This is a genomic window from Pseudaestuariivita atlantica (assembly GCF_001205715.1).
Classification (GTDB): Bacteria; Pseudomonadota; Alphaproteobacteria; order Rhodobacterales; family Rhodobacteraceae; genus Pseudaestuariivita; species Pseudaestuariivita atlantica.
Genome location: NZ_AQQZ01000013.1, coordinates 1 through 24,199, shown reverse-complemented (window position 1 = coordinate 24,199; position 24,199 = coordinate 1). Strand labels below are relative to the sequence as shown.

19 protein-coding genes are annotated in these 24,199 nt (G+C 67.5%); 16 read left to right on the top strand and 3 right to left on the bottom strand.

Features of this window, described 5'->3' with window-relative positions; genetic code table 11:
* Nucleotides 1-107: 107 nt before the first annotated feature.
* From ATO11_RS18770 to ATO11_RS18720, 11 genes are all read left to right on the top strand, one after another.
* Nucleotides 108-803 (top strand): DnaA N-terminal domain-containing protein, encoded by a 696-nt coding sequence (locus ATO11_RS18770; RefSeq protein ID WP_134643168.1) that lies wholly within the window; start codon nucleotides 108-110, stop codon nucleotides 801-803.
* Nucleotides 804-939: 136 nt separating this feature from the next.
* A complete protein-coding gene (locus tag ATO11_RS18765; protein WP_341271337.1) occupies nucleotides 940-2,007 on the top strand; it encodes an NAD(P)H-dependent glycerol-3-phosphate dehydrogenase in 1,068 nt (355 codons plus the stop codon).
* Nucleotides 2,004-2,783 carry an HAD-IIB family hydrolase gene (locus ATO11_RS18760; RefSeq protein ID WP_050532462.1) on the top strand — a complete coding sequence of 260 codons (780 nt, stop codon included), beginning with the start codon at nucleotides 2,004-2,006 and terminating at the stop codon, nucleotides 2,781-2,783. The genes ATO11_RS18765 and ATO11_RS18760 overlap by 4 nt, the downstream gene beginning before the upstream one ends.
* Nucleotides 2,784-2,813: 30 nt before the next feature.
* Nucleotides 2,814-4,316 (top strand): glucosylglycerol-phosphate synthase, encoded by a 1,503-nt coding sequence (ggpS, locus tag ATO11_RS18755; protein WP_050532461.1) that lies wholly within the window; start codon nucleotides 2,814-2,816, stop codon nucleotides 4,314-4,316.
* Between the two features lie 102 nt (nucleotides 4,317-4,418).
* Complete coding sequence (locus ATO11_RS18750) at nucleotides 4,419-6,779, top strand: glycogen/starch/alpha-glucan phosphorylase (RefSeq protein WP_050532460.1); 2,361 nt, start codon at nucleotides 4,419-4,421, stop codon at nucleotides 6,777-6,779.
* Between the two features lie 15 nt (nucleotides 6,780-6,794).
* Complete coding sequence (gene glgB / locus ATO11_RS18745) at nucleotides 6,795-8,978, top strand: 1,4-alpha-glucan branching protein GlgB (protein ID WP_050532459.1); 2,184 nt, start codon at nucleotides 6,795-6,797, stop codon at nucleotides 8,976-8,978.
* Nucleotides 8,979-9,033: 55 nt separating this feature from the next.
* Entirely contained in the window at nucleotides 9,034-10,302 is a 1,269-nt protein-coding gene (gene glgC, locus ATO11_RS18740) for a glucose-1-phosphate adenylyltransferase (protein WP_082176451.1), read from the top strand.
* Complete coding sequence (gene glgA, locus ATO11_RS18735) at nucleotides 10,299-11,693, top strand: glycogen synthase GlgA (protein ID WP_050532458.1); 1,395 nt, start codon at nucleotides 10,299-10,301, stop codon at nucleotides 11,691-11,693. The genes glgC and glgA overlap by 4 nt, the downstream gene beginning before the upstream one ends.
* The gene (gene glgX / locus ATO11_RS18730) at nucleotides 11,690-13,771 is read left to right on the top strand and encodes a glycogen debranching protein GlgX (protein WP_050532457.1); all 2,082 of its coding nucleotides are present in this window, start codon (nucleotides 11,690-11,692) and stop codon (nucleotides 13,769-13,771) included. The genes glgA and glgX overlap by 4 nt, the downstream gene beginning before the upstream one ends.
* Nucleotides 13,768-15,594, top strand: coding sequence for a 4-alpha-glucanotransferase (locus ATO11_RS18725; protein ID WP_050532456.1), 1,827 nt, complete (start codon nucleotides 13,768-13,770; stop codon nucleotides 15,592-15,594). Before glgX ends, ATO11_RS18725 begins: the two co-directional genes overlap by 4 nt.
* Nucleotides 15,594-17,225, top strand: coding sequence for an alpha-D-glucose phosphate-specific phosphoglucomutase (locus tag ATO11_RS18720; protein ID WP_050532471.1), 1,632 nt, complete (start codon nucleotides 15,594-15,596; stop codon nucleotides 17,223-17,225). Before ATO11_RS18725 ends, ATO11_RS18720 begins: the two co-directional genes overlap by 1 nt.
* A gap of 167 nt (nucleotides 17,226-17,392) precedes the next feature.
* Here the strand turns inward: ATO11_RS18720 and pcaD are convergent, their stop codons facing one another.
* The 3 genes from pcaD to ATO11_RS18705 form a co-directional block, all read right to left on the bottom strand.
* Entirely contained in the window at nucleotides 17,393-18,160 is a 768-nt protein-coding gene (pcaD, locus tag ATO11_RS18715) for a 3-oxoadipate enol-lactonase (protein ID WP_050532455.1), read from the bottom strand.
* 69 nt (nucleotides 18,161-18,229) lie between these two features.
* Nucleotides 18,230-19,378 (bottom strand): alpha-hydroxy acid oxidase, encoded by a 1,149-nt coding sequence (locus ATO11_RS18710; RefSeq protein WP_050532454.1) that lies wholly within the window; start codon nucleotides 19,376-19,378, stop codon nucleotides 18,230-18,232.
* A 97-nt stretch (nucleotides 19,379-19,475) separates the two neighbouring features.
* Nucleotides 19,476-20,417 (bottom strand): 2-hydroxyacid dehydrogenase, encoded by a 942-nt coding sequence (locus ATO11_RS18705; RefSeq protein WP_050532470.1) that lies wholly within the window; start codon nucleotides 20,415-20,417, stop codon nucleotides 19,476-19,478.
* 94 nt (nucleotides 20,418-20,511) lie between these two features.
* Between ATO11_RS18705 and ATO11_RS18700 the strand changes: the two genes are divergently transcribed.
* The 5 genes from ATO11_RS18700 to iolB all read left to right on the top strand — a co-directional run bounded on the left by ATO11_RS18700 (nucleotide 20,512) and on the right by iolB (nucleotide 24,086).
* Nucleotides 20,512-20,754 carry a type II toxin-antitoxin system Phd/YefM family antitoxin gene (locus ATO11_RS18700; RefSeq protein WP_050532453.1) on the top strand — a complete coding sequence of 81 codons (243 nt, stop codon included), beginning with the start codon at nucleotides 20,512-20,514 and terminating at the stop codon, nucleotides 20,752-20,754.
* Nucleotides 20,751-21,134 (top strand): type II toxin-antitoxin system VapC family toxin, encoded by a 384-nt coding sequence (locus ATO11_RS18695; protein ID WP_050532452.1) that lies wholly within the window; start codon nucleotides 20,751-20,753, stop codon nucleotides 21,132-21,134. The genes ATO11_RS18700 and ATO11_RS18695 overlap by 4 nt, the downstream gene beginning before the upstream one ends.
* A 41-nt stretch (nucleotides 21,135-21,175) precedes the next feature.
* Nucleotides 21,176-22,198: a sterol desaturase family protein gene (locus tag ATO11_RS18690; protein ID WP_050532451.1), complete on the top strand. Its 1,023-nt coding sequence runs from the start codon at nucleotides 21,176-21,178 to the stop codon at nucleotides 22,196-22,198.
* A gap of 72 nt (nucleotides 22,199-22,270) precedes the next feature.
* Nucleotides 22,271-23,266 (top strand): inositol 2-dehydrogenase, encoded by a 996-nt coding sequence (gene iolG / locus ATO11_RS18685; RefSeq protein ID WP_050532469.1) that lies wholly within the window; start codon nucleotides 22,271-22,273, stop codon nucleotides 23,264-23,266.
* Between the two features lie 13 nt (nucleotides 23,267-23,279).
* Entirely contained in the window at nucleotides 23,280-24,086 is an 807-nt protein-coding gene (iolB, locus tag ATO11_RS18680; protein WP_050532450.1) for a 5-deoxy-glucuronate isomerase, read from the top strand.
* Nucleotides 24,087-24,199: the final 113 nt, after the last annotated feature.

The following is a 24,199-nucleotide window of genomic DNA, read 5'->3' as shown; positions in this document are numbered from 1 at the left end:
TGAATTCCCGTAATTTCACCGGCGTTGACAAAATACGGGAATTGGTGCCTGCTGTGGACAACACGGGAATCGGCCCAAAGAGGTCGACGGCAGAGGCGACAGGAGCGATGTCCACACCACAGAAGAAGGTGTTGGGGCCGGGTGCGGCCGCAGTCAAGTATGATGTGCTCACGGCGCTTGGCGCGGCGGGGCTGGGCGCGGCGCTGGGACCGCCGGTCATCGCTTTGCGGCTGATGACGCTGATCACGGCGCGCTACAACTGGCAGCGGGACGAACTGTCTGTCGGGCAGCGCGAGATGGCGCGGCTGTGGCAGGTGAGCGAACGGACGGCGAAGCGGGATATGCGGCACTGGGTGACGCTGGGCGTGCTGGTGCAGCGCAGCCAGGCGGCGCGGGGCAGGGTGGCGCGGTACCGGATCGACATGGCGCGGCTTTGGGAATTGACCCAACCGGCATGGGACCGGGTCGGCCCAGACTTCACCGACCGGATGGAAGCGTCCCGGCCCGCGCCCGCCGCCGCGCAGGTGATCCGGCTCGCGGACCGCGCGCCCGTCACGGGCGACAGTGAGACGGGAACGGGATGGACCCGCGTGGCCGAGCGGCTGGCGGCGGACGATCCCGCGCGCTTTGCCTCGTGGGTGGCGCCGCTGGATTGCGTGGCGGATACCGAGGAGCGGATCGAACTGGTCGCGCCCAGCCGGTTCCTTGCCACCTATGTCGATACGCACCTGACCCAGTGGATCGGGACTGCCGTCGCGGAAGTTGCAGGGTGCAACTGTCGCGTGGTATTGCGCGGGCCCTGACACGCGGGAACAATTCGCTCCCCCGCACGTTGGCTGCGTGAACCCCGGCAGCCACTCCAAACAGAGCGACCTCATGTTCATGACGCCAACTGCGCCACAAGGATGGCCCTTGCGCTCGGGCGCGCCATACCGGTCCGTGACGGTTCTGGGCGGCGGTGCCTGGGGCACGGCCCTTGCCGCGATTGCGCGGCGCGCGGGACGGGACGTGCGCCTGTGGGTGCGCGACGAGGCGATCGCCGAGGCGATCAATGCGACCTCCCATAACCCCGCTTACCTGCCCGACATTCCCTTGCCCGAAGGCATTGCCGCGACCACCGACATGGCGGACGCGTTGCGCGAAACCGATGTCGTGCTGCTGGTGGTGCCGAGCGCTGCAGTCCGGGAAATCTGCGCGCAAGCCGCCCCGCATCTGCCGAAAGGCGTGCCCGTGGCGCTCTGCGCGAAGGGGATCGAGGAAGGCAGCGGTTACCTTATGACGCAGGTCGCCGAAGAGGAATTGCCGGGCCACCCGGTCGGCGTGCTGTCCGGCCCGACCTTCGCGGCCGAGGCGGTCAAGCGCCATCCCACGGCAGCGACGGTCGCCTTCCCCTTTGGCCGCGATGACCGGCTGGCGCCGGAGAAAAGCCCCGCCGCGCGGCTGTCGGTCACCCTGTCGGGCCTGAATTTCCGCACCCATATCTCGGACGACGTGGCGGGGGTGGAGATTTGCGGCGCGGTCAAGAACGTGATCGCCATCGCCTGCGGGATGATGTCGGGCGCGGGGTTTGCCGAGAACACGCGCGCCGCGCTGATCACGCTGGGCCTGCAGGAGATGCGCACGCTGATCGGCGCGCTTGGCGGGCGCGACGAAACCGTGATGGGGCTTGCGGGCCTTGGCGACCTGTCGCTGACCTGTTCGTCGACCACGTCGCGGAATATGGCGCTGGGGACGCAGCTGGGGCAGGGCATCCCGCGAGCGGAGTGTTTCGAGGGGCGGCCCGTCGTCGTCGAGGGCGAGTTGAACGCGATCAACGTCTGCGATCTGGCTGCGAGGCTGGGCGTGGCGATGCCGGTGACCGAGACGGTGCGCGCCATCCTGCATGACGGGGCCGACCTGCAGGCGAGCTTTGCCGCCCTGTGGGCGCGCCCGCTGCTGGCGGAGCCCGACACGATGGCGCTCGCCTTCACCCATCCCATGGCCGAAGGTTCGGAGGTACCGGAATGAACAGTCTTGCGCCCATCCATCCCGATGCAGGCGTCGCCGCGCGCACGCGGTTCTTCCTTGCGACCGATCTGGACGGCACCTTCCTGGGTGGCCGGGCCTCGGCACGGGAGGCGCTTTACAACCTGGTCGAGGACAACCGCGCCACGATCGGGCTGATCTTTGTCACCGGGCGGGACCCGGACTTTATCCTCGACCTGTGCGACACCTACGGCGTGCCGGTACCGGAATACGTGGTGGGCGACGTGGGCACGACCATCGCGCGGGTGATCGAGGACGAGATCCGCCCGATCCCGGCACTGGAGGCGGAGATCGCGGCGCGCTGGAACGACGCGGGCGACCGGGTGCGCGCCGCGCTGGCCGACGCGCCGGGCCTGACCCTGCAGCCGACCGCGTTCCGCTACCGCGTGAGTTACGACCTTGACCCCGACGCGTTCGACCCCGGCGTGCTGGAGGTGATCGAGGGCATGGGCCTTGATGTGCTGATGTCGGACGATTCCTACCTCGACGTGTTGCCGAAGGGCGTGAGCAAGGGGCCGTCGCTGCGGCGCCTGCTGGGCCATCTGGGCGTGCCCGAGGACCGGGTGCTGGCGGCGGGCGACACGCTGAACGACCGCTCGATGCTGGAATTGTCGGTGCCTTCCGTCGCGGTGGGCCGGTCAGAGCCCGCCTTGCTGGAGGCCTTGCAGGACGTGCCGCGCACGCATTTCGCCAAGGCAAGCGGCGCGGCAGGGATCCTTGAGGCGATCCGCGCGTTCGACCTGCATCCGGTTTCCTGAACCCCATCCGCATTCGTGAAAGGACGCGCCATGTCTTCCGATCTTGTCATCGTGTATCACCGCCAGCCCTACGAGGAAGTGGAGGTCGATGGCCGGATCGAGTACCGGGAGAACAGCTCTCCGAACGGGATCGTGCCGACGCTGAAAAGCTTTTTCGGGCGGGTCGATCACGGGGCGTGGATCGCGTGGAAGCTGGCCGACGATCCCGCCGATCCGGGGTTCGAGAAGCGGGTGGAGATGGATGATGCGCACGGGCAATACACCGTGTCCCGCCTGCCGCTGACCGCCGATCAGGTGCGCGAGTTCTATCACGTCACGTCGAAAGAGGCGTTCTGGCCGATCCTGCACGCCTTCAAGGAGCGCTACAATTACGACCCGGTCGACTGGCAGAACTTCCGCGAGGTGAACCATGCCTTCGCAGAAGCCGCGGCGGCCGAGGCGGCGCTTGGCGCGGTGGTCTGGGTGCACGATTACAACCTGTGGCTGGTGCCGGGATACCTGCGCCAGATGCGCCCCGACCTGCGCATCGCCTTCTATCACCATACGCCGTTCCCGTCGGCGGACATCTTCAACGTGCTGCCGTGGCGGCGCGAGATCGTTCAGAGCCTTCTGGCCGCCGACATCGTGGGCTTCCACATCCCGCGCTATGCCGCGAATTTCGTCAGCGTGGCGCAGTCGCTGTTCGACGTGGACGTCGACACGCGCCAGCCTGTGCCCGAGCACCTGATTTCCGAAGGTACCGCCCTGACCGAGCGCAGCATGGTCGAGCGGCTGGTGCATGACGGGCGGCAGGTCACGGTGTCGGTCGCGCCGGTGGGCGTTGACGTCGATTTCATCCGTGATCGCGCGCAGGCACCCGAGACGGCGGAGCTGGCCGAGCGTATCGGTGAGGAGCTGGGCGAGGCGCGGCTGATCCTTTCCGTGGGCCGCACCGATTACACCAAGGGCGGGGTCGAGCAGCTGGAAAGCTTCGAACGCGTGCTGGAGGCGAACCCCGACCTGCACGGCAAGGTGCGCCTGATGCACGTATCGGTCAGCGCCAACCGCGGCATGGCCGTCTATGCCGAGGTGCAGAACGAGATCGAGCAGACGGCGGGGCGGATCAATGGCCGCTTCGGCTCGCTGGACTGGCAGCCGGTGTCTCTGATGTCGAATGCGGTGCCGTTCGACCAGCTTGTCGCCTATTACCAGAAGGCCGACGTGGCGTGGATCACGCCGCTTGCGGACGGGATGAACCTTGTCTGCAAGGAATTCGTCGCCGCGCGCACCGACGGCAAGGGCGTGCTGGTCCTGTCGGAATTCGCGGGCGCGGCAGTGGAGCTGCATGCCGCCGTGATCGTGAACCCGTTCTCGCACAAGTCGATGGACCAGGCGATCCTGCAGGCGCTGTCGATGGACGAAGAAGAGCAGCGCGCGCGCATGGCGCTGTTGCAGGACGCGGTGCGCGGATCCTGCATCGCGGAGTGGGGAAATGCGCATCGCCGCCTGTTCGATTCGATCCCGCGCGAGACGTCTTTGCGTCTCACGGCCTGAAACGCTTGAAAAACAGGGGATGTTAGCGCTTGCATTCCCGCCTCGGACGTCGCCAATAAGCCGGAACAAGGCAGTGTGATACGACAAAACGAGGCGCAGGACATGGCTCGGGATCTTGTGAATACCAACGGCTCCTTTTCGACCGAGGTCGAGCGGCACTTGCAGACCCGACAGGGTGTGTCGCCGGGTGAGGCGCGGCTTGACGACTGGTGGCGCGCGCTGGCGCTGGCGGTGCGGGATCGCGCCACGGCGGGTGCGTCGCCCGCGCGGCTCGCCGAGGCGAAGGAAGTCAATTACCTGTCGATGGAGTTCCTGATCGGCCGCGTTCTGGAAGACGCGCTGACGAACCTGCATCTGACGGACGAGACCCGCGCGCTGATGGACCGTCACGGCGCGGATTACGACGCCGTTCTGCGGGCCGAACCCGATGCCGCGCTTGGCAATGGCGGGCTTGGGCGGCTTGCGGCCTGTTTCCTTGAATCGCTGTCGACGCTGGGTTGCCCGGCCTATGGCTATGGCATCCTCTATGAACACGGGCTGTTCAAGCAGTCCTTCGACGAAGACGGGCGGCAGGCCGAGGCGCCCGAGACGTGGTTGACCGATGGCAGCCCGTGGGCGCTGCGCCGCATGGCGCGACGGCAGACGATCGGGTTCGGTGGCACGGCATCGGATGCCGGGTGGTACCCCGCCGATGCGGTCATTGCCGAACCGTCCGACCTGCCGGTGATCGGCTGGGACGGGGCGTGGACCAACACGCTGCGGCTGTTCTCGGCCCGGCCGGTGCAGCCCTTTGACCTGGCGCGGTTCAACGCGGGCGATTACGCGGGCGCTGCGGAAGAAGAAGCGCTGGCGCGCACCATTTCGCGCGTGCTCTACCCCGACGACACCACGCCCGAGGGGCAGGAACTGCGGCTGAAGCAGGAGTTCTTCTTCACCGCCGCCGCGCTGCGCGACATCCTCGCCCGGTTCGAAGAACGCGGCCACGCGCTGGCCACGCTGCCCGACAAGGTGGCGATCCAGCTGAACGACACGCACCCCGCCGTCGCCGCGCCGGAATTGGTGCGGCTGTTGACGGATGAACGCGGAATGGCGTTCGACGACGCGCTGGCGCTGGCGCAGAAGACGCTGAACTATACCAACCACACGCTGTTGCCCGAGGCGCTGGAGCGCTGGGACGAGGGGCTGTTCGGGCGGCTCTTGCCCCGGCACCTCGACATCGTGGACCGGATCGATGCCGCCCATGCAAGGGCGCATCCGAAACGCAAGGTCGCGGCCCGCGCGGACGGGGCGGTGCAGATGGGCGTTTTGAGCTTCATCGCGGCCAACCGGGTGAACGGCGTGTCGGCCCTGCACACGGAGTTGATGAAAGAGACGGTCTTTGCCGATCTCAACGCGCTGCATCCCGGTCGCATCCTGAACCAGACGAACGGCGTCACGCCGCGCCGCTGGATGCAGACCTGCAACCCGCGCCTCGCGGGCCTGATCACGGGCGCGATCGGCGACGGCTGGGTCGCGGACCTTGACCAGTTGCAGGGGCTGGAGCCGCATCTGGAGGATGCCGGTTTTGCCGAGGCGCTGGCCGGCGTGAAGCGCGCGAACAAGGTCGACCTGGCGGGCTGGATGGCCGCCGAGCACGGGGTCAAGGCCGACCCGGCGATGATGTTCGACGTGCAGATCAAGCGCATCCACGAATACAAGCGCCAGCATCTGAACATCCTTGAAACCATCGCCCTGTGGCAGGCGATCAAGGACGCGCCGAACGGCGACTGGACGCCACGCCTGAAACTGTTCGGCGGCAAGGCGGCGCCGGGATACGTGTTCGCCAAAGAGATCATTCACCTCATCAACTCGGTGGCAAAGGTGGTCAATGCCGATCCGGTGACGCGGGATGTGCTGCAGGTGGCGTATCTGCCGAATTACAACGTTTCGATGGCTGAACGCCTGATCCCGGCGGCGGACCTGAGCGAGCAGATCTCGACCGCGGGCAAGGAAGCGTCCGGCACCGGCAACATGAAATTCGCGCTGAACGGGGCACCCACGATGGGCACGCTGGATGGCGCCAACGTGGAAATCCGCGAACGGGTGGGGGCCGAGAACTTCTTCCTGTTCGGGATGACGGCGGACGAGGTCGTCAGGCGCCGCGCGGTGGCGGGCCACGCGGCCAAGGCCGTGAAGGCCGACGCGCGGCTGGCCGCCGCGATCAGGGCGGTGCGCGCGGGCATGTTCGGCGCGGGGTTCGACGCCATTGTCGACAACCTGACCGGGCCGGATTACTTCTTGGTCAGTTCGGATTTCACCGACTACTGGCGCGCGCAGCGAGAGGCCGACCGGGTCTATGCCGATGACGCGGGCTGGACCCGGATGGCGGGGCTCAACATCGCGCGGTCGGGCTGGTTCAGTTCCGACCGGACGATCCGCGGCTACATGGCCGACATCTGGGGTGCGGAGAGCCTGTTTGACTGACGATTTGGGATTTTCATGATTGCGCATTTGCCCGGCACACCCGACGACACGCTCGCCCTGATCGAAGGGCGGCACGGCGATCCCTTCGCGCTGCTGGGGCCGCACGAGGTGGACGGCACGCGGTACGTGCTGGCGTTCGATCCCGGCGCGGCGCGCATGGCGGGCAAGGTGGGCGAGGTGCTGCATCCGTTGGCCCCGCTGTTGGATCGGCCGGGCCTCTTCTGGGGCGAGGTGCCGGGAGACGGTGCCTACGTGCTGGTCGGAGAGAACGACGCGGGCGGCATCTGGGCGATGGGTGATCCCTACCGGTTCGGCCCGGTTCTGGGCGAGATGGATGAATACCTTCTGGGCGAAGGCTCGCACCGGCAACTCTGGCACGCGCTTGGCGCGCATGTGATGACGCATGAAGGTGTCGACGGCACGCATTTCGCGGTCTGGGCGCCGTCGGCGCAGGTGGCGGCGGTGGTGGGTGATTTCAACGCGTGGGACGCGCGGCGGCACGTCATGCGCCGGCGCGGCACGACCGGCGTGTGGGAGATATTCCTGCCCGGCATCGGCGAAGGCGCGACCTACAAGTACGCGATTGTCGGGCCGGACGGGCGCAATGTCCCGCAAAAGGCCGACCCGGTGGGGTTCGGCGCGCAGCACCCGCCGCAGACGGCCAGCGTGGTGCGCGACCTGCGCGGCTATGGCTGGACGGACGATGCGTGGATGGGCGACCGGCAGGACCGTAACGCACGCACCGCGCCGATCAGCGTGTACGAGGTGCATCTGGGAAGCTGGAAGCGCCGCGAGGACGGCCGCCCGATCAGCTATCGCGAGGCGGCGGTCGAGCTGGTGGATTACGCCAAGTGGATGGGCTTCACCCATCTGGAACTGCTTCCAATTTCCGAGTTTCCGTTCGACGGATCGTGGGGCTATCAGCCGGTGGGCCTGTATGCGCCGACGATCCGGTTCGGCCCGCCCAACGAGTTCCGCGACCTGGTGAACGCCGCGCATGCGGCGGGGCTGGGCGTGATCCTCGACTGGGTGCCGGGGCATTTCCCGGCGGACGATCACGGGCTGGCGCGGTTCGACGGCACGCACCTTTACGAACATGCCGACCCGCGCGAAGGGTATCATCAGGACTGGAACACGCTGATCTACAATTACGGCCGGCGCGAGGTGGCGAATTACCTGCAGGCCAACGCGCTGTACTGGCTGGAGGAGTACCACGTCGACGGGCTGCGCGTGGATGCCGTCGCCTCGATGCTCTACCGCGATTACAGCAGGAAAGAGGGCGAATGGGTGCCCAACAAGGATGGCGGACGCGAGAATTACGAAGCGATCGCGATGATGCAGGGGATGAACATTGCCGCCTACGGCGCCTGCCCCGGCATCATGACCGTGGCCGAGGAATCGACGTCCTATCCCGGCGTGTCGCGCCCCGTCGACCAGGGCGGTCTTGGCTTCGGGTACAAGTGGAACATGGGCTGGATGAACGACACGCTCGAATACATCCAGGAAGACCCGGTGCACCGGAAGCATCATCATCACAAGATGACCTTCGGCATCGATTACGCGTTCAGCGAGAACTTCATCCTGCCGATCAGCCATGACGAGGTCGTGCACGGCAAGGGATCGATGCTGGCGAAGATGCCGGGCGACGACTGGCAGAAATTCGCGAACCTGCGCGCCTATTACGGGTTCATGTGGGGCCATCCCGGCAAGAAGCTGCTGTTCATGGGGCAGGAATTCGGCCAGCGGCACGAATGGAACCACGATGCCAGCCTCGACTGGGGCGCGGCGCAGGGTGGGCTGCACCGGGGCGTGCAGTTGCTGGTGCGGGACCTGAACGCGCTTTACGCCGCCGAGCCCGCGCTGCATGTCCGCGATTGCGAGCCCGAAGGCTTCCAGTGGATCGAGGGCGGCGACACCGACAACAGCGTGTTGTCGTGGCTGCGCCGGGGCGGGCCGGAAGACGCAGAGGTGGTTGTGATCTGCAACTTCACGCCCATGCCGCGCGAAGGCTATCGCATCGGCCTGCCGCGGGCGGGCCAGTGGCGGGAGGCTTTGAACACCGACGCAAGCGTTTATGGTGGGTCGAACGTGGGCAATTTCGGCGGGGTGACCGCGCATGACGGTGAAAGCCACGGGATGCCGGCCCATGCGGAAGTGACTATCCCACCGCTGGGAACGATTATCCTTGTGAAAGGGTAGGGGTTACAGGGCCTTTGTGGCCAAGACGCAAAACGACCTGTGGGAGGGGACCGCGATGACAGCATCCACGCAAAGGCTCGCCAGCCGCACGATGGCTTTCGTTCTGGCCGGGGGGCGCGGGAGCCGCCTGAAGGAGTTGACCGACCTGCGCGCCAAGCCCGCCGTCTATTTCGGCGGCAAGACGCGGATCATCGACTTTGCCCTGTCGAACGCGCTGAACAGCGGCATCCGAAAGATGTCCATCGCGACCCAGTACAAGGCGCATTCGCTGATCCGGCACTGCCAGCGCGGCTGGTCCTTCTTTCGCGCAGAACGGAACGAATACCTCGACATCCTGCCCGCCTCGCAGCGCGTGGCCGAGGACAAGTGGTATATCGGCACCGCCGACGCGGTGGCGCAGAACATCGACATCGTCGACAGTTACGATGTGGACTATGTCCTGATCCTTGCCGGCGATCACATCTACAAGATGGATTACGAGCTGATGATCCGTCAGCACGTTGAGGCAAAGGCCGATGTGACGGTGGGCTGCCTGACCGTCCCGCGGATGGATGCGCGGGCCTTCGGCGTGATGGACGTGGACGAGACCGACCGCATCACCGCCTTCGTCGAGAAACCCGCCGACCCGCCCGCGATCCCCGGCGATCCCGACCATGCGCTGGCGTCGATGGGGATCTATGTCTTCACGTGGAAATTCCTGCGCGAGTTGCTGATGGAGGACGAGGCGAACCTCGATTCCCGGCACGATTTCGGCGGTGACATCATCCCGCATATCGTCAAGAACGGGAAGGCGCAGGCGCACCGGTTTACCAGCTCTTGCGTCCAGCATCCCGGCGCGTCCGAGGCGTATTGGCGCGACGTCGGCACGGTGGACGCCTATTGGCAGGCCAATATCGACCTGACGGGCTTCACGCCGGAACTGGACCTGTGGGACAAGAACTGGCCGATCTGGACCTATGCCGAGTCGGTCCCGCCCGCGAAATTCATCCACGATCAGGCCGACAGGCGCGGTCAGGCGGTGTCGTCGCTGGTGGCGGGCGGGTGCATCATCTCGGGCACCGATATCCGCAATTCGCTGCTCTTCACCAACGTGCACACCAATTCCTATGCCTCGCTGTCGGGCGTCGTGGCACTGCCCGACGTCGTCGTGGGGCGGCACGCGAACCTCAGCCGCTGCGTGATCGATCGGGGCGTGCATATCCCCGAAGGCCTGACCGTGGGTCAGGACCCGCGCGAGGATGAAAAGTGGTTCCGCGTGTCCGAAGGCGGCGTGACGCTCATCACAAAGGCGATGATGGACAAGTGGAGCGCGGCACACGGATGAAGGTTCTCAGCGTCACCTCGGAATGCGTGCCACTGGTCAAGACCGGCGGACTGGCGGATGTCGCGGGCGCGCTGCCCGGCGCGCTGGCGCCCATGGGTGTCGAGATGGCGACGCTGCTGCCCGGCTACCCGGCGGTGATGGCGGCGGTCAAAGGGCGGGTCGTGGCGGAATGGTCCCTGTTCGGCGGCCCGGCGCGGGTGATCGGGGGGCAGCTGGACGAGGCTCCGCTTTACGTGCTCGACGCGCCGCATCTTTATGACCGGCCGGGGTCGATCTACCTTGACGGGACGGGCAAGGACTGGCCCGACAATCCCGAACGCTTCGCGGCCTTGTGCAAGGCGGCGGCGCGCATCGCCGGGGACGGGATCGGCGGCTGGGTGCCGGACGTCCTGCACCTGCACGACTGGCAGGCCGGGCTGACGCCCGTGTACCTGCGCGAGACGCCCGGCACGGCGCGCACGGTGATGACCGTGCACAACATCGCGTTCCAGGGCCTTGCACCGGCCAGCAAGATCGAGGCGCTTGGCCTGCCGAGGGACCTGTTCACGCAGGCCGGTTTCGAATTCTGGGGGCAGGTGAGCGCGCTGAAGGCGGGGCTGGCGCTGGCCGACCGGATCACCACCGTGTCGCCGTCCTACGCGCAGGAGTTGATGACGCCGGAATTCGGCATGGGGATGGAGGGACTGATCCGCCACCGGGAGGCCGACGTGACCGGCATCCTCAACGGTATCGACCTCGACCTGTGGGGTGCGCCCTACAAGACGCCCAAGGGCAAGGCGCGGCACAAGGCGGCCCTGCGCGCGGAATTCGGCCTGCCGGACTGGCCCGGCCCGCTCTGCATCGTGGTGTCGCGGCTGACCGAGCAGAAGGGGCTGGACCTGCTGCTCGACGCGCTGCCCGCGCTGCTCGACAACGGGGGGCAACTGGCGCTGCTGGGATCGGGCAACGCGGATCTGGAAGCGCGGTACCGCGATCTCGCGGTCGCGCATGAAGGTGTCGCGGTGCAGATCGGCTATGACGAGGGGCTGTCGCACCGGATGATGGCAGGCGCGGATGCGATCCTTGTCCCGTCGCGGTTCGAACCCTGCGGGCTGACGCAGCTATACGGGCTGGCGCATGGTACCGTGCCGGTGGTCGCGATGACGGGCGGGCTGGCCGATACGGTGATCCCGCTGAACCCCGCGACGCGCGCCAAGGGCGTGGCGACCGGGTTCCAGTTCCGCCCCGTGACCGCCCACGCACTGGCCGTCACCCTGCGGCAGGTGGTGGAGGCGTACGGCGACAAGGAACTCTGGACCCTGCTGCAGAAAAACGCGATGGCCCAGCCGGTGGGCTGGGATGCGTCCGCCGCGGAATATGCCGCGCTTTACGAAAGCCTCGTTGCCACATGACGCTGACGATCACCGCGGGCCGGTCCGCGCCGCTTGGCGCGACCTTTGACGGCGACGGCGTGAATTTCGCCGTCTTCTCGGAACATGCCACGCGCATCACCGTGTGCCTGTTCTCGGACGATGGCGAAAAGGAAACTGCGCGTTTTGCCCTGCCGGAGCATGATGGCGGGATCTGGCACGGATACATCGCGGGCCTGCGCCCCGGACAGTTGTACGCATTGCGCGCCGACGGGCCTTACGAGCCGGTGCACGGGCACCGGTTCAACGAACACAAGCTGCTGATCGACCCCTATGCGCGCCGCCTGACCGGCCACCCGGTCTGGCATGATGCGCTTTTGGGATACGCGACGCGCGGGTTCCACGAACGCCCCGACCGGCGCGACAGCGCGCCCTACATGCCGCGCTGCGTGGTCGAGGCGCCGGGCCGTGCCGACCGCAGCGCACCCCTGCGCACGCCCCTGTCCGACACCGTGATCTACGAGGCGCACGCCAAGGGCATGACGGCGGCACGGGGCGACGTGGCGCATCCGGGTACCTATGCCGCGCTGGCCTCTGACCCGGTGCTGGATCACCTGACAAACCTCGGCATCACCGCGATCGAGCTTTTGCCGGTGCACGCCTTCCTCGACGACCGGTTCCTCGTCGACAAGGGGCTGACGAATTACTGGGGGTACCAGACGATCGGCTTCTTCGCGCCCGAGCCGCGTTACATGGCGGGCAGCGATATCCTCGAATTCCGGCACATGGTGGATCGCTTCCACGCCGCCGGGATCGAGGTGCTGCTGGACGTCGTCTACAACCACACGGGCGAGGGCGATCACCGTGGCCCAACGCTGTCGTTCAGGGGCCTCGACAATGCCAGCTATTACCGGCTGATGCCGGACGGGCGGCATTACATCAATGACACCGGCACCGGGAACACGATGAACGTGGAACACCCGTTCGTCCTGCGCCTGATCCTCGACAGCCTGCGCTACTGGGTGGAGGTGATGGGGGTGGACGGGTTCCGGTTCGACCTGTGCGCCACGCTGGGCCGCACTGCGACCGGGTTCGACCGGGGTGCCGCCTTTTTCGACGCGGTGCGCGCCGATCCGGTGCTGGCCGAGGTCAAGCTGATCGCCGAACCGTGGGACATCGGCCCCGGCGGCTACCAGCTGGGCGGCTTCCCGCCGCCTTTCGTCGAATGGAACGACCAGTTCCGCGACGGCGTGCGGCGGTTCTGGAAAGGCGATGCCGGGCTGGTGCCGGAGCTTGCGAACCGCCTGACCGGATCGGCGATGCAGTTCGACCATTCCGGCCGCGCGGCCACGTCGAGCGTCAACCTCGTCACCGCACATGACGGGTTCACGCTGGCCGATGTCGTGTCCTACAACCAGCGCCACAACGAGGCGAACGGCGAAGACGGGCGCGACGGCCACGGCACCAACCATTCCGACAACATGGGCGTCGAGGGGCCGACGGACGATCCCGCGATCCGCGCCGCCCGCGCGCAGCGCCGCCGCAACCTGATGGCGACGCTTTTGTTCAGCCAGGGCACGCCGATGATCCTTGGCGGCGACGAGATCGGGCGCACGCAGCACGGCAACAACAACGCCTACGCGCAGGATAACGAGATCAGCTGGATGGACTGGGACGGTGCGGACGGCGATTTCCTGGGGTTCACCCGTGCGATGGTCGCCTTCCGCCGCGCCCACCCGATCCTGCGGCAGACCCGGTTCCTGCATTCGCGGGAACGGCGTCTCGACGGGATCGAGGACCTGTTCTGGTGGCGCCCCGACGGCGCGGCGATGGAGGATGCCGATTGGGACGATGACGCCGCGCGCGTGCTGTGCGCCGAGATGCGCACGGCCTCGGGCACGCCCGCCTATGCCACGCGCGAGGATGCGCTGTTTCTGGTGTTCAACGGGTCGGACGACGCGGTGCCAGTCACGCTGCCCGATGCGCCGGGTGGCATGGTCTGGCGCTGGCGGATCGACACAAGCGCGACGGACGGGCAGGCCGATGGGCGGGACGTGGCGGAAACCATCCCTGTTCCGGCGCAATCGGTGACGGTTTGCGTGCTGGAGCACCAAGCGTGAGCCTCGCGCGCCTGTCCCGCGCGCTTGGGATCGAACCGCGTTTCACCGACGTGACCGGCGCAGTGCGGGAGACGTCCGAAGACACCGCCGCCGCCCTTCTGGCCGCGATGGGCGCGGGCGATCCGGTAGGGGAACTGGCCGCGCTATCGGCCGAGCGCAAGGCGCGGCTCCTGCCCCCGTGGATCGTATGCGAAGTGGGCGAGGCCCCTGATCCGGGGCCGCATGCGTGGACCCTGACGTTCGAGGACGGTACCCAGGCCGACGGGCAGGGGCCCTTGCCTGCGCTGCCCCTCGGGCGGCACCGGCTGGAGGTGGCGGGGCACGTGACATGGCTTTTGTCTGCACCGCCGCGTCTGCCGCTGCCGCCGCGCGATTGGGGCGTGATCGCGCCGCTTCACGGGCTTCCGACCGAGGGTCTGGGCGATTTCGACGATCTGGCAGGCGTGGCCCGTCACATGGCGCGGGCCGGGGCCGGGTTCGTGGGCATCAACCCGGTGCATGCCGGGTTTCCCTGCGATCCGCGCCTGATCTCCCCCTACACGCCGTCGCACCGGCGGCGGCTCAATCCGCTGTTCGTGCCGGTGGCGGTTGACGGGTCGCGCAGCGACCTGATCGACTATGCCCACGACGTGCCCGCGCGGCTGGCCGCGTTGCGCGCGGAATGTGACCCGAACGCACCGGGATTTGCCGAATGGCGGGCGGGGCAGGGCGCGGCACTGGAACGCTTTGCCACCTACCAGGCGCTCTCTTTTGCCCATGGTCCCACCTGGGATGCGTGGCCCGCGCATCTGCAGGACCCGGCCCAAGCCAGCGCCGATCCGGCAAAGGTGACCTTCCACGCATGGGCCCAGTGGCGGGCAGAGCAGGCGCTGGCCGACGCGCAGGCGCAGGCGCGCGCGGCGGGGATGCGGCACGGGCTGTACCTCGACCTCGCGGTCGGCACGCATCCTTTCGGGGCCGAGACGTGGGAGGATCGTGCCGCCTTTGCCTTTGGCGTGTCGCTGGGCGCGCCGCCCGATGCCTTTGCGCCCGATGGCCAGACATGGGGGCTTGCGCCGCTCAACCCCCGTCACCTGATCCGCACGGGGTTCGCCACGCTGGCCGAGACGCTGCGCGCGCAATTGCGGTTCTCGGGCATGTTGCGGATCGACCATATCCTCGGCTTCGAACGGGCCTACTGGGTGCCAGAGGCAGAAGGCGTGGCGGGCGGATACGTGAAGATGCCGCGTGCGGCGATGCTGGCCGTGGCGCGGATCGAGGCGGCGCGCGCCGGCGCCGTCCTGATCGGTGAAGACCTTGGCAACGTACCCGGAGGCTTGCGGCGGGCGCTGGCGGCCTCGGGCGTGCCGGGCTGTGCCGTCGCCATGTTCGAGAGGGACGGTAAGGGCCGCGTGCGCCGACCACACCATTACCGCGAGGCGGCGATTGCCAGCTTTTCGACCCACGACCTGCCCACGTGGGAAGGCTGGCGCGCGGGCCGCGACATCGACCACTGGGCGGCGCTTGGCCGGATCGATGCCGCGACCGAGGCCGCCGAACGCGCGCGCCGCGCCGCGGACGTCGCCGCCTTCGACACGGCGGCGGGCGGGTCGGACCTGGCGGACATGCTGCGCTTCCTCGCACGGACGCGGTCGCGCCTCGTCGCGGTGCAGGCAGAGGACCTTCTGGGCCATGTCGAACAGCCCAACCTGCCCGGCACGGTCGACGAACACCCCAACTGGCGCCGCCGCCTGGGGCTTGATCCGGACGATTGGGCCGGGACACAGTCACTAGACACCGCAGGCGCGATCATGCGCGCGGCGGACCGACAAGGAGAGGGATGATGCAGATCACCACCCACGCCACCCAGCCCATCGCGGGCCAGAAACCGGGCACCAGCGGCCTGCGCAAGAAAACGCGCGTGTTCATGCAGCCGCATTTCCTTGAAAACTACGTGCAGGCGGTCTGGAACGGGATCGGCGGGGTTGCGGGCAAGACGCTGATCCTTGGCGGGGACGGACGGTATTTCAACGACCGCGCCTGCCAGGTGGTGCTGCGCATGGCCGCTGCCGGTGGCGCGGCGCGGGTGATCGTGGGGCAGGGCGGGCTTCTCAGCACGCCCGCGGCGTCGCACCTGATCCGCAAGCGAAAGGCGGATGGCGGGATCATCCTGTCGGCGTCGCACAATCCCGGCGGGCCGGACGCGGATTTCGGCCTGAAATACAACATCTCGAACGGCGGCCCCGCGCCCGAGGACGTGACCGCGCGCATCCATGCCGCCACGCAGGAGATCAGCGAGTACCACATCCTCGAGACGCAGGATGCCGACCTCTCCACGCCGGGAGAGACCCGGATGGGCGATATGGTGGTCGAGGTCGTGGACCCCGTTGCCGACTACAAGGCACTGATGGAAGAGCTGTTCGATTTTCCCGCCATCGCCGCGATGATCGCGGGCGGCTTCCGCCTGCGGTTCGACGCGATGCACGCGGTCACGGGGCCTTATGCCCACGCGATCCTCGAAGGCGCGCTGGGGGCGAAGAAGGGCAGCGTCGTGAACGGCACGCCGAGCGAGGATTTCGGCAAGGGCCATCCCGATCCCAACCCGATCTGGGCGAAGGACCTGATGGACGTGATGATGGGCGACGATGCCCCCGATTTCGGCGCGGCAAGCGACGGCGACGGCGACCGCAACATGATCGTCGGGCGCGGCGCCTACGTGACGCCCTCGGATTCGCTGGCCGTGCTGTGCGCCAACGCGACCTGCATCCCGGCCTATGAAGGCGGGCTGGCGGGCGTGGCGCGGTCGATGCCCACCTCCGCCGCGGCGGACCGCGTGGCCGAGGCGCAGGGGATCGCCTGTTACGAGACGCCCACGGGCTGGAAGTTCTTCGGGACGCTTCTGGACGCCGGGAAGGCGACGATCTGCGGCGAGGAAAGCGCCGGAACAGGGTCGGATCACGTGCGCGAAAAGGACGGGCTGTGGGCGGTTCTGGCATGGCTCAACATCCTCGCCGCGCGCCGGATGTCGGTGGCGGACATCATGGCCGATCACTGGCGCCGTTACGGGCGCAACTATTACTCGCGCCACGATTACGAGGCGGTGGACAGCGACCGCGCCAACGCCCTGATGGACGGGTTGCGCGCGCGGCTCGACGGGCTGGCGGGTGAGACGGTTGCGGGCCTGACCGTCGAGAAGGCGGACGAGTTCGCCTATACCGACCCGGTCGATGGCTCGGTCGCGACGGGGCAGGGCATCCGGATCTGGTTCGAAGGCGGCGCGCGGGTGGTGTTCCGCCTGTCCGGCACAGGGACCGAGGGCGCGACGATCAGGGTCTATCTCGAGGCGCTGGAGACCGATCCCGGCAAGCTTGACCGCGACGCGCAGGAAGCGTTGGCGGACGTGATCGCGGCGGCGGACGCGCTGGCGGGGATTGCCAAGCATACCGGGCGCGATGCGCCGGATGTGATTACCTGAAGAGAAGCACTGGCAGACGGGCCGCGGTGCGTCGGTCCCAACGTTCCGCGGCGCGCTTTATGTTTGCCAGGTTCGCGCTCTGCTAGAGCGAAGCGCCAAGACCAGCCAAATCGACGTGCCGGGGGGCGGCCCGTCGATGCGCGGCGGCCTGCGGCCTTGATTCCGCGCTAGAGCAACGCCTCGATCTCGGCCACCACGACCTCTGGCGTCTCGATGCAGGGCAGATGCCCCGCGCCGTCAGCTTCGACATAGCGCGCGCCGGGGATGGCATCGGCGAGTTCCCTGTTCAGCGCGGGCGGCGTCGCCTGGTCGATGGAACCGACCAGAACCGTCGTCGGCTGTTTCAGCCCCGGCGATTGCTGGCGCAGATCGCAGTCGCGGATCGCACGCGATACCGCCGCGTAGCCCGCGTCCGAGATCGAGCAGAGCATCGCGTGATAGCCCGCGAGGTCGGTCGCGCGGTCGGCGTGGAAGGCGGGGGAGAACCAGCGCTCCATCACTGCGTCGGCCATCGCCTCGGTCCCGCCGTCCTCGGCGATCGCGATGCGTTCGTTCCAGATCTCGTCCGTGCCGATCTTCATGCCGGTATCCATCAGCACCAGCTTGGCGGCGAGGTCGGGCCGGGCATGGCCCAGCTGCTGCGCGATCAACCCGCCGACCGACACGCCGCAAACCAGCGCGTCCGACAGGCCGAAATGATCCATCAGCGCGGCCATGTCCTCCGCGAGGACCGGGATCGTCGTCTCGCCCGCGCCCGACAACCCGTGCCCACGCTTGTCCACCCGCAGGATCGGACGGCCGGGCAGGGCCGCGACCACGTCATCCCAGATGCGGAAATCGGTGCCGAGCGAATTGGCGAAGACGACGGGGCGGCCCTCGCCGGGTGTAAACGCGTAATGCAGGACGCATCCGGCGTGATCGAAGAATGTGGGCATCGGGGCCTCCCTGTTCCGGTCGCGCGACCGTGGCAAAGCAAATGGCCCGGATCAAGTCCGGGCCGGGCATCACGCCGGGATCGGCTCCACGAGGCGGGAGGCCAGCTGATCCAGCTTGGTACAGCCGATCTGGCTCATGTTCGACTGCATGTCGGCGCGCAGGATGTGGTTGAAATGATCGATGCCACGCGCGCCGAAGGCCGCGACAGCATAGTGCCAGCCGCGGCCCAGCATCACGAAATCCGCACCCCATGCCAGCGCGCGGCAGATGTCGAGCCCGCCGATCACGCCCGAATCGAAGACGATCGGCACGTCCGGCCCCAGCGCGGCGCGGATCTTGGGCAATTGGGTGATGGAGGCAGGGCTGGCCTCGAACTGGCGGGCGGAGTGGTTGGACACCCAGATGCCGTCGACGCCTTCCTTGACGAGGTTGACCGCGTCCTCGGGCACCATGACGCCCTTGACCAGCAGGTCACCGTCCCATTCTTCGCGCACGCGACGGATGTAATCCCAGTCGGGCCAGCCGCGGATCACGCGGCCGGCATGCACGAAGGCGTCCTTGCCCTTGGCCTGGATGTAATCGTCCATGAACCGCATGCGCGGCGGGCCTTCGGGCAGCATTTTCCAGCACCATGTCGGGTGCAGCGCCATCGTCCACAGCGTCGGCAGGTTCAGGACCGGCGGCATGGAAATCAGCGCGCGGCGTTGGCGTTCGCGGCGGCTTTCGCCCGGAACGTCGACGGTGACGACCAGCTTGGTGAACCCGGCCTCCTTGATCCGGCGGATCATGTCGCGGCGGATCTCGCCATCCTTGACCGGGTAGTGCTGGTACCAGCCGTTATCGCCCACATGCGGGCCGGTATCCTCGGGCGAGGCGACGGCGACGGTGGATTGCGAGAACGGGATGTTGTGACGCACGGCGGCCTGCGCCAGCAGCCGTTCCGCCCCCGGCCAGATCATCCCTGACATACCCAGCGGCGCGACGCCGAAGGGCGCCGCGAAGTGCTGGCCCATGAAGGTGGTCTCGAGGTCCGCCTCGATCAGCCCGTGCAGGATCTGCGGCATGAACTGGATCGCGTCCAGCGCGTCGCGGTTGGTCTTCGCCCCCAGCTCGCGCCCGGTGGCGCTGTCGAGGTATTCGAAGGCGAACTTGGGCAAGCGTTTCTTGGCGCGGGCGCGCAGGTCGCTGAGGGCCGGGTGGGTGAGGTCGAGATCCATGCGCCCTTGTGCCGCGTGACGCACGGGAAGGGAAGGGGGTTGCGCGCCATGGTGCGCCGTGCGTGCGCAACGGTCGCAGACGTGCCGCCCCTGAAGGCTAGTCCACGGGTGAGGGCAGGGGATCGTCCGCGAAATGCGCCGCGAGGTTCGCGCGCATCAGCGCCCCCATATCCGCCCGCGTCTCTTGCGTGGCCGAGGCGTGATGCGGGGTCAGCAAGACGCGGTCGAGGTCGAGGAAACGCGGGTCGATCCGCGGCTCGCCGTCGAACACGTCCAGCGCTGCCCAGCCCAGCGTGCCCGCCTGCAACGCGGCGATCATCGCCTCTTCATCCACGTTCGACGCGCGGGAGATGTTGAGGAGCATCCCGTCCGGCCCCAGCGCGTCCAGCACGGGGCGATCGACGACGTGCCGTGTCGCGGGGGAGGCGGCGAGGGTCACGCACAGGATGTCGGATCGTTTGGCCAGCTCAGAGATGGTTTCACAGCGCAACAGATCGGCGTCTGCAACGAAGGGATCGGCATAGGCGATCTGCATGCCAAAGGCCGCAAGCCGCCGCGCCAGCGCCCGCCCGATCCGTCCTAGCCCGAGGATACCGACCCGCGCGCCATGCACGCGACGACCCAGCGGATACGGGCCCTTGGCGGCCCAATGCCCGTCCCGCACCCACGCCGCCGCGCCCGGCAGGCCGCGCCACAGGCCGAGGATCATCGCGACGCCCCAATCGGCCACGTCCTCGGTCAGGACGTCGGGCGTGTTGGTGACGGTCACGCCCTGCGCGCGGGCGGTCTCCATGTCCACCCCGTCATACCCCACGCCGTAGACGGCGATGAGTTCAAGCTCCGGACAGGCCCGGATCAACGTGCCCGGCACCTTCAGCGCCCCGCGAGAGGCGATGGCCCGCACGCGCGGCCCGACCTCGGCCAGAAGCGCGTCGGGGTCTTCTGCCTCGTAGAGGCGGATCATGTCATACGCGGCATCCAGCGCCGCCTGATCCTCGGGCGGGTAGGGGCCGATCTGCAGAACGGTGGGGCGTGTCATGGCGGGCATCCTGCGCAGGCCCGGCAGCGGGCGCAACGGTTGCAAGATCGGACCAAATAGACTAAGTTAAGTTAGTCCAGTAGAGATCGGAGCCATGAAAACCGTCAACATCCACGATGCCAAGACGCACCTGTCGCGCCTGATCGACGCCGCGACGAAGGGGGAGCCCTTCGTGATCGCGCGCGCGGGCAAGCCGCTGGTGAAGGTCGAGGCGCTGACAGAGACACCTCCACGTCGCGTCGGGTTCCTCGCCGGTGCGGCCAACGTGCCCGATGATTTCGACACGATGGGTGCCGACGAGATCGCGGAGATGTTCAACGGCACGCCCGATCCGTGACCTACCTTCTGGACACGCACCTGTTGCTATGGGCGGCCTATGCGCCGGACAAGCTGTCCGCACCCGCCCGCGCACTGATCGAGGATCCGGCAAACGATCTCTATTTCTCGGTCACGAGCCTGTGGGAGGTGGCGATCAAGGCGGCGCTGGGGCGGGCCGATTTCACGGTCGATGCGGGGATGTTGCGCGCGGGGCTGATCCAGAACGGGTATATAGAGCAGGTGATCGAGGGGCGGCACGTCCTGACGCTGACCAGCCTGCCGCGCCACCACGCCGACCCGTTCGACCGGATGCTGGTCGCGCAGGCCCTGGCCGATGGCCGCCCCCTTGTCACCGCAGACCGCGCGCTTGCGGCCTATCCCGGCGTGCTGCCCGTCTGACAGCGCTTGCCAAGCCCGCGCAAATGGCGTCCGGTTGAACCATGGAAAACGACGCATTCGGCACCCGCGACAAGCGCGGACATTGGCGGCCCAACGGGGCATTGTCCGGCGTCGCCCCGATCTACGCCCTGCCGCCCCAGCCGATGCGCGTGTTGCGCTGGTTGCCGGAATACCTGCTGCCGTGGAATGCGCTTTTTGCCGCCACGGCGCTTCTTTACTGGTGGCTCGTCGTGCCGCCGGCAGAGACGATGCAGACGCTGTCGTTGGGCTGGATCTGGCCCATGCTGGCGGTCAACGCCGTGGCGGTCTTCCTGTTCTATGGCGTGTTCGAACTGCGCCTGTACGTGCGCCGCGCTCAAGGTGCGCGGTTCAAGTACAACCCGGCCTTTCCCGCCGACCGGCCCAGCAAGGCGTTCTGGTGGTCGAACCAGACGCGCGACTGCATCGCCCGCACCTTCCTGTCGGGCGTGCCGATCTGGACGGCGCTGCAGGTGCTTATCCTCTGGGCCTGGGCCAATGGCGTCGGTGCCTGGGTCACGTGGGAGGTCGCGCCCGTCTGGCTCGTCGTCCTGATGGTGCTGGTTCCGGTCGTGCACGAGGCGCATTTCTACGCCATCCACCGGCTGATCCACGTGCCGTTCCTCTACCGGCACGTACATTCGGTGCACCACGCCTCGGTCAATCCCAGCCCGTGGTCGTCGCTGGCGATGCATCCGGTCGAACACCTGCTCTATTTCGCAGGCGCGTTGTGGTACCTCCTGATCCCCGCGCATCCAGTCATCGCTCTCTTTGCGCTGCACCGCGCGGGGTTCGGGGCCATTCCGGGTCACGTGGGGTTCGACAAGGTCGAGCTGGGCGGTGACCGCGCGATGGATACCCACGCCTATGCCCACTACCTGCACCACAAGTTTTTCGAGGTGAATTATGGCGACGGGCTGGTGCCGTTCGACGCGCTGTTCGGCACGTTCCACGACGGCACGCCAGACGGCGACATGGCCATGCGCGCGCGGCTGAAGGAGCGGCGCGAGCGGCAACTGGCGCGTGACGCGCAATCGGGGGCTTGAGCCGGGACGGGAGACGCGGCAATGCTGCGCCAAGGGTCCCGGACCGGGCGCAAGGATTGCAAGGAAGAGCCGATGCTGAACGTAGGACTATTGGGCGCGGGCCGTATCGCGGGCGTGCACGCCCGCACCATCACCGCCCATCCCGGCAGCCAGCTTGCCGCCGTGTCCGACCATTTCCCCGAATATGCCGAGAAACTGGCCGCCGAATACGGCGCGACCGCGCGGACGACCGATGAGGTGCTGGCCGACCCGTCGATCAACGCGGTCCTGATCGCCACCTCGACCGACACCCATTCCGACCTGATCGAGGCCGCGACCGCCGCCGGAAAGGCCGTGTTGTGCGAAAAGCCCGTGGACCTGAGCCTCGACCGGGCGCGCGCCTGCCAGCGCGCGGTGCGCCTGACCGGCCAGCCGGTGATGATCGGCTTCAACCGCCGGTTCGATCCGAATTTCGGCGCGATGAAGGCGGCGCTGAACGCGGGCGAGATCGGCAAGGCCGAGATGCTGTCGATCACCTCCTTCGATCCCGCCCCGCCGCCGCTGGCCTATGTGAAGGTGTCGGGCGGGATCTTCCGCGACATGATGATCCACGATTTCGACATGGCGAATTTCCTGATGGGCGAGGCGCCGGAAAGCGTGGCGGCGGCGGGGTCGTCGCTGGTCGATCCCGGCATCGGGGAGGCGGGCGACGTGGATACCGCCATCGTCACCCTGCGCTATGCCGACGGGCGGCTGGCCGTCATTCGCAACTCGCGCCGCGCCGCCTATGGCTATGACCAGCGGGTCGAATTGCTGGGGTCCGAGGGCATGTTGCAGGCCGAGAACGTGCTGGAGAATACGGTCGTCAAATCCTCCGCCGCGGGCGTCACCGGGGCCAAACCGACCTATTTCTTCCTCGAACGCTACATGCCCGCCTTTACCGCAGAATGGTCGGCTTTCGTCGATGCGGTGGGCGCGGGCACCGACCTGCCCGTCACGCTGGATGACGGGGTGACCGCGCTGGCGATGGCGGAGGCCGCGACGCGGTCGCACCAGGCCGGCGCGCCGGTCAAGCTGTCCGATATCTGACGGGAGACACCCCATGCCCGACCTTCTGCGCAAGCCCTTCGGAACCCGTGGCGAGGTACACCGCATCACCCCCGAAAGCGCCGGCTGGCGATACGTGGGTTTCTCGCTCTACCACCTGCGCGCGGGTGATCGCGCGGCGGAGGTGACGGGCGACCGGGAGGTGATCCTCGTCCTTGTCGAAGGCAAGGCGCGTATCACCGGCGCGGGCGAGGAGTGGGGCGTCATGGGTGACCGCATGTCGGTGTTCGAAAAGACGCCTCCGCACGCGCTTTACCTGCCGAACGGCACCGAGTGGGAGGCCGTGGCCGAGACCGATTGCGTGCTGGCCGTCTGTTCCGCGCCGGGCAAGGGCGGCCACAAGGTCCGCCGCCTTGGCCCCGACGGGATCGAGATGGCGACGCGGGGCAAGGGCACCAACACGCGCCACATCAACAATATCGCGATGGAAGACGCCGACGTTGCCGACAGCCTGCTGGTGACCGAGGTGTTCACGCCCGCGGGCCACTGGTCGTCCTATCCCAGCCACCGCCATGACGAAGATGACTTCCCGCGCATCACCTACCTTGAAGAGACCTATTACCACCGCCTGAATCCCGCCACGGGGTTCGGCATCCAACGGGTTTATACCGACGATGGCGGGCTGGACGAGACTATGGCTGTCAGCGACGGCGACGTGGTGCTGGTGCCGCGCGGCCACCACCCCTGCGGCGCGCCTTACGGGTTCGAGATGTATTACCTCAACGTGATGGCCGGACCGCTGCGCAAATGGCGTTTCGTGCCCGCGCCCGAGGTCGCCTGGATCCTCGACCGCGACGGCTGACGCGCCAGGCCGCGCGGCCAGTGCGCAAAGTTTTAACATAATCTATCTTACGAGCGTTCGATCTGTAGCCGCAAAGCGATAATGTCACCCATGAGCAATTCAGGAATGTCACT

Coding starts and splice junctions, on each gene's coding strand:
- iolG (WP_050532469.1), top strand. CDS start 22,271: ATGCTGAACGTAGGACTATTGGGCGCGGGCCGTATCGCGGGCGTGCAC.
- ggpS (WP_050532461.1), top strand. CDS start 2,814: ATGTCTTCCGATCTTGTCATCGTGTATCACCGCCAGCCCTACGAGGAA.
- ATO11_RS18720 (WP_050532471.1), top strand. CDS start 15,594: ATGCAGATCACCACCCACGCCACCCAGCCCATCGCGGGCCAGAAACCG.
- ATO11_RS18710 (WP_050532454.1), bottom strand. CDS start 19,378: ATGGATCTCGACCTCACCCACCCGGCCCTCAGCGACCTGCGCGCCCGC.
- ATO11_RS18690 (WP_050532451.1), top strand. CDS start 21,176: ATGGAAAACGACGCATTCGGCACCCGCGACAAGCGCGGACATTGGCGG.
- glgB (WP_050532459.1), top strand. CDS start 6,795: ATGATTGCGCATTTGCCCGGCACACCCGACGACACGCTCGCCCTGATC.
- iolB (WP_050532450.1), top strand. CDS start 23,280: ATGCCCGACCTTCTGCGCAAGCCCTTCGGAACCCGTGGCGAGGTACAC.
- ATO11_RS18760 (WP_050532462.1), top strand. CDS start 2,004: ATGAACAGTCTTGCGCCCATCCATCCCGATGCAGGCGTCGCCGCGCGC.
- pcaD (WP_050532455.1), bottom strand. CDS start 18,160: ATGCCCACATTCTTCGATCACGCCGGATGCGTCCTGCATTACGCGTTT.
- ATO11_RS18770 (WP_134643168.1), top strand. CDS start 108: ATGTCCACACCACAGAAGAAGGTGTTGGGGCCGGGTGCGGCCGCAGTC.
- ATO11_RS18700 (WP_050532453.1), top strand. CDS start 20,512: ATGAAAACCGTCAACATCCACGATGCCAAGACGCACCTGTCGCGCCTG.
- ATO11_RS18750 (WP_050532460.1), top strand. CDS start 4,419: ATGGCTCGGGATCTTGTGAATACCAACGGCTCCTTTTCGACCGAGGTC.
- glgA (WP_050532458.1), top strand. CDS start 10,299: ATGAAGGTTCTCAGCGTCACCTCGGAATGCGTGCCACTGGTCAAGACC.
- ATO11_RS18705 (WP_050532470.1), bottom strand. CDS start 20,417: ATGACACGCCCCACCGTTCTGCAGATCGGCCCCTACCCGCCCGAGGAT.
- glgX (WP_050532457.1), top strand. CDS start 11,690: ATGACGCTGACGATCACCGCGGGCCGGTCCGCGCCGCTTGGCGCGACC.
- glgC (WP_082176451.1), top strand. CDS start 9,034: ATGACAGCATCCACGCAAAGGCTCGCCAGCCGCACGATGGCTTTCGTT.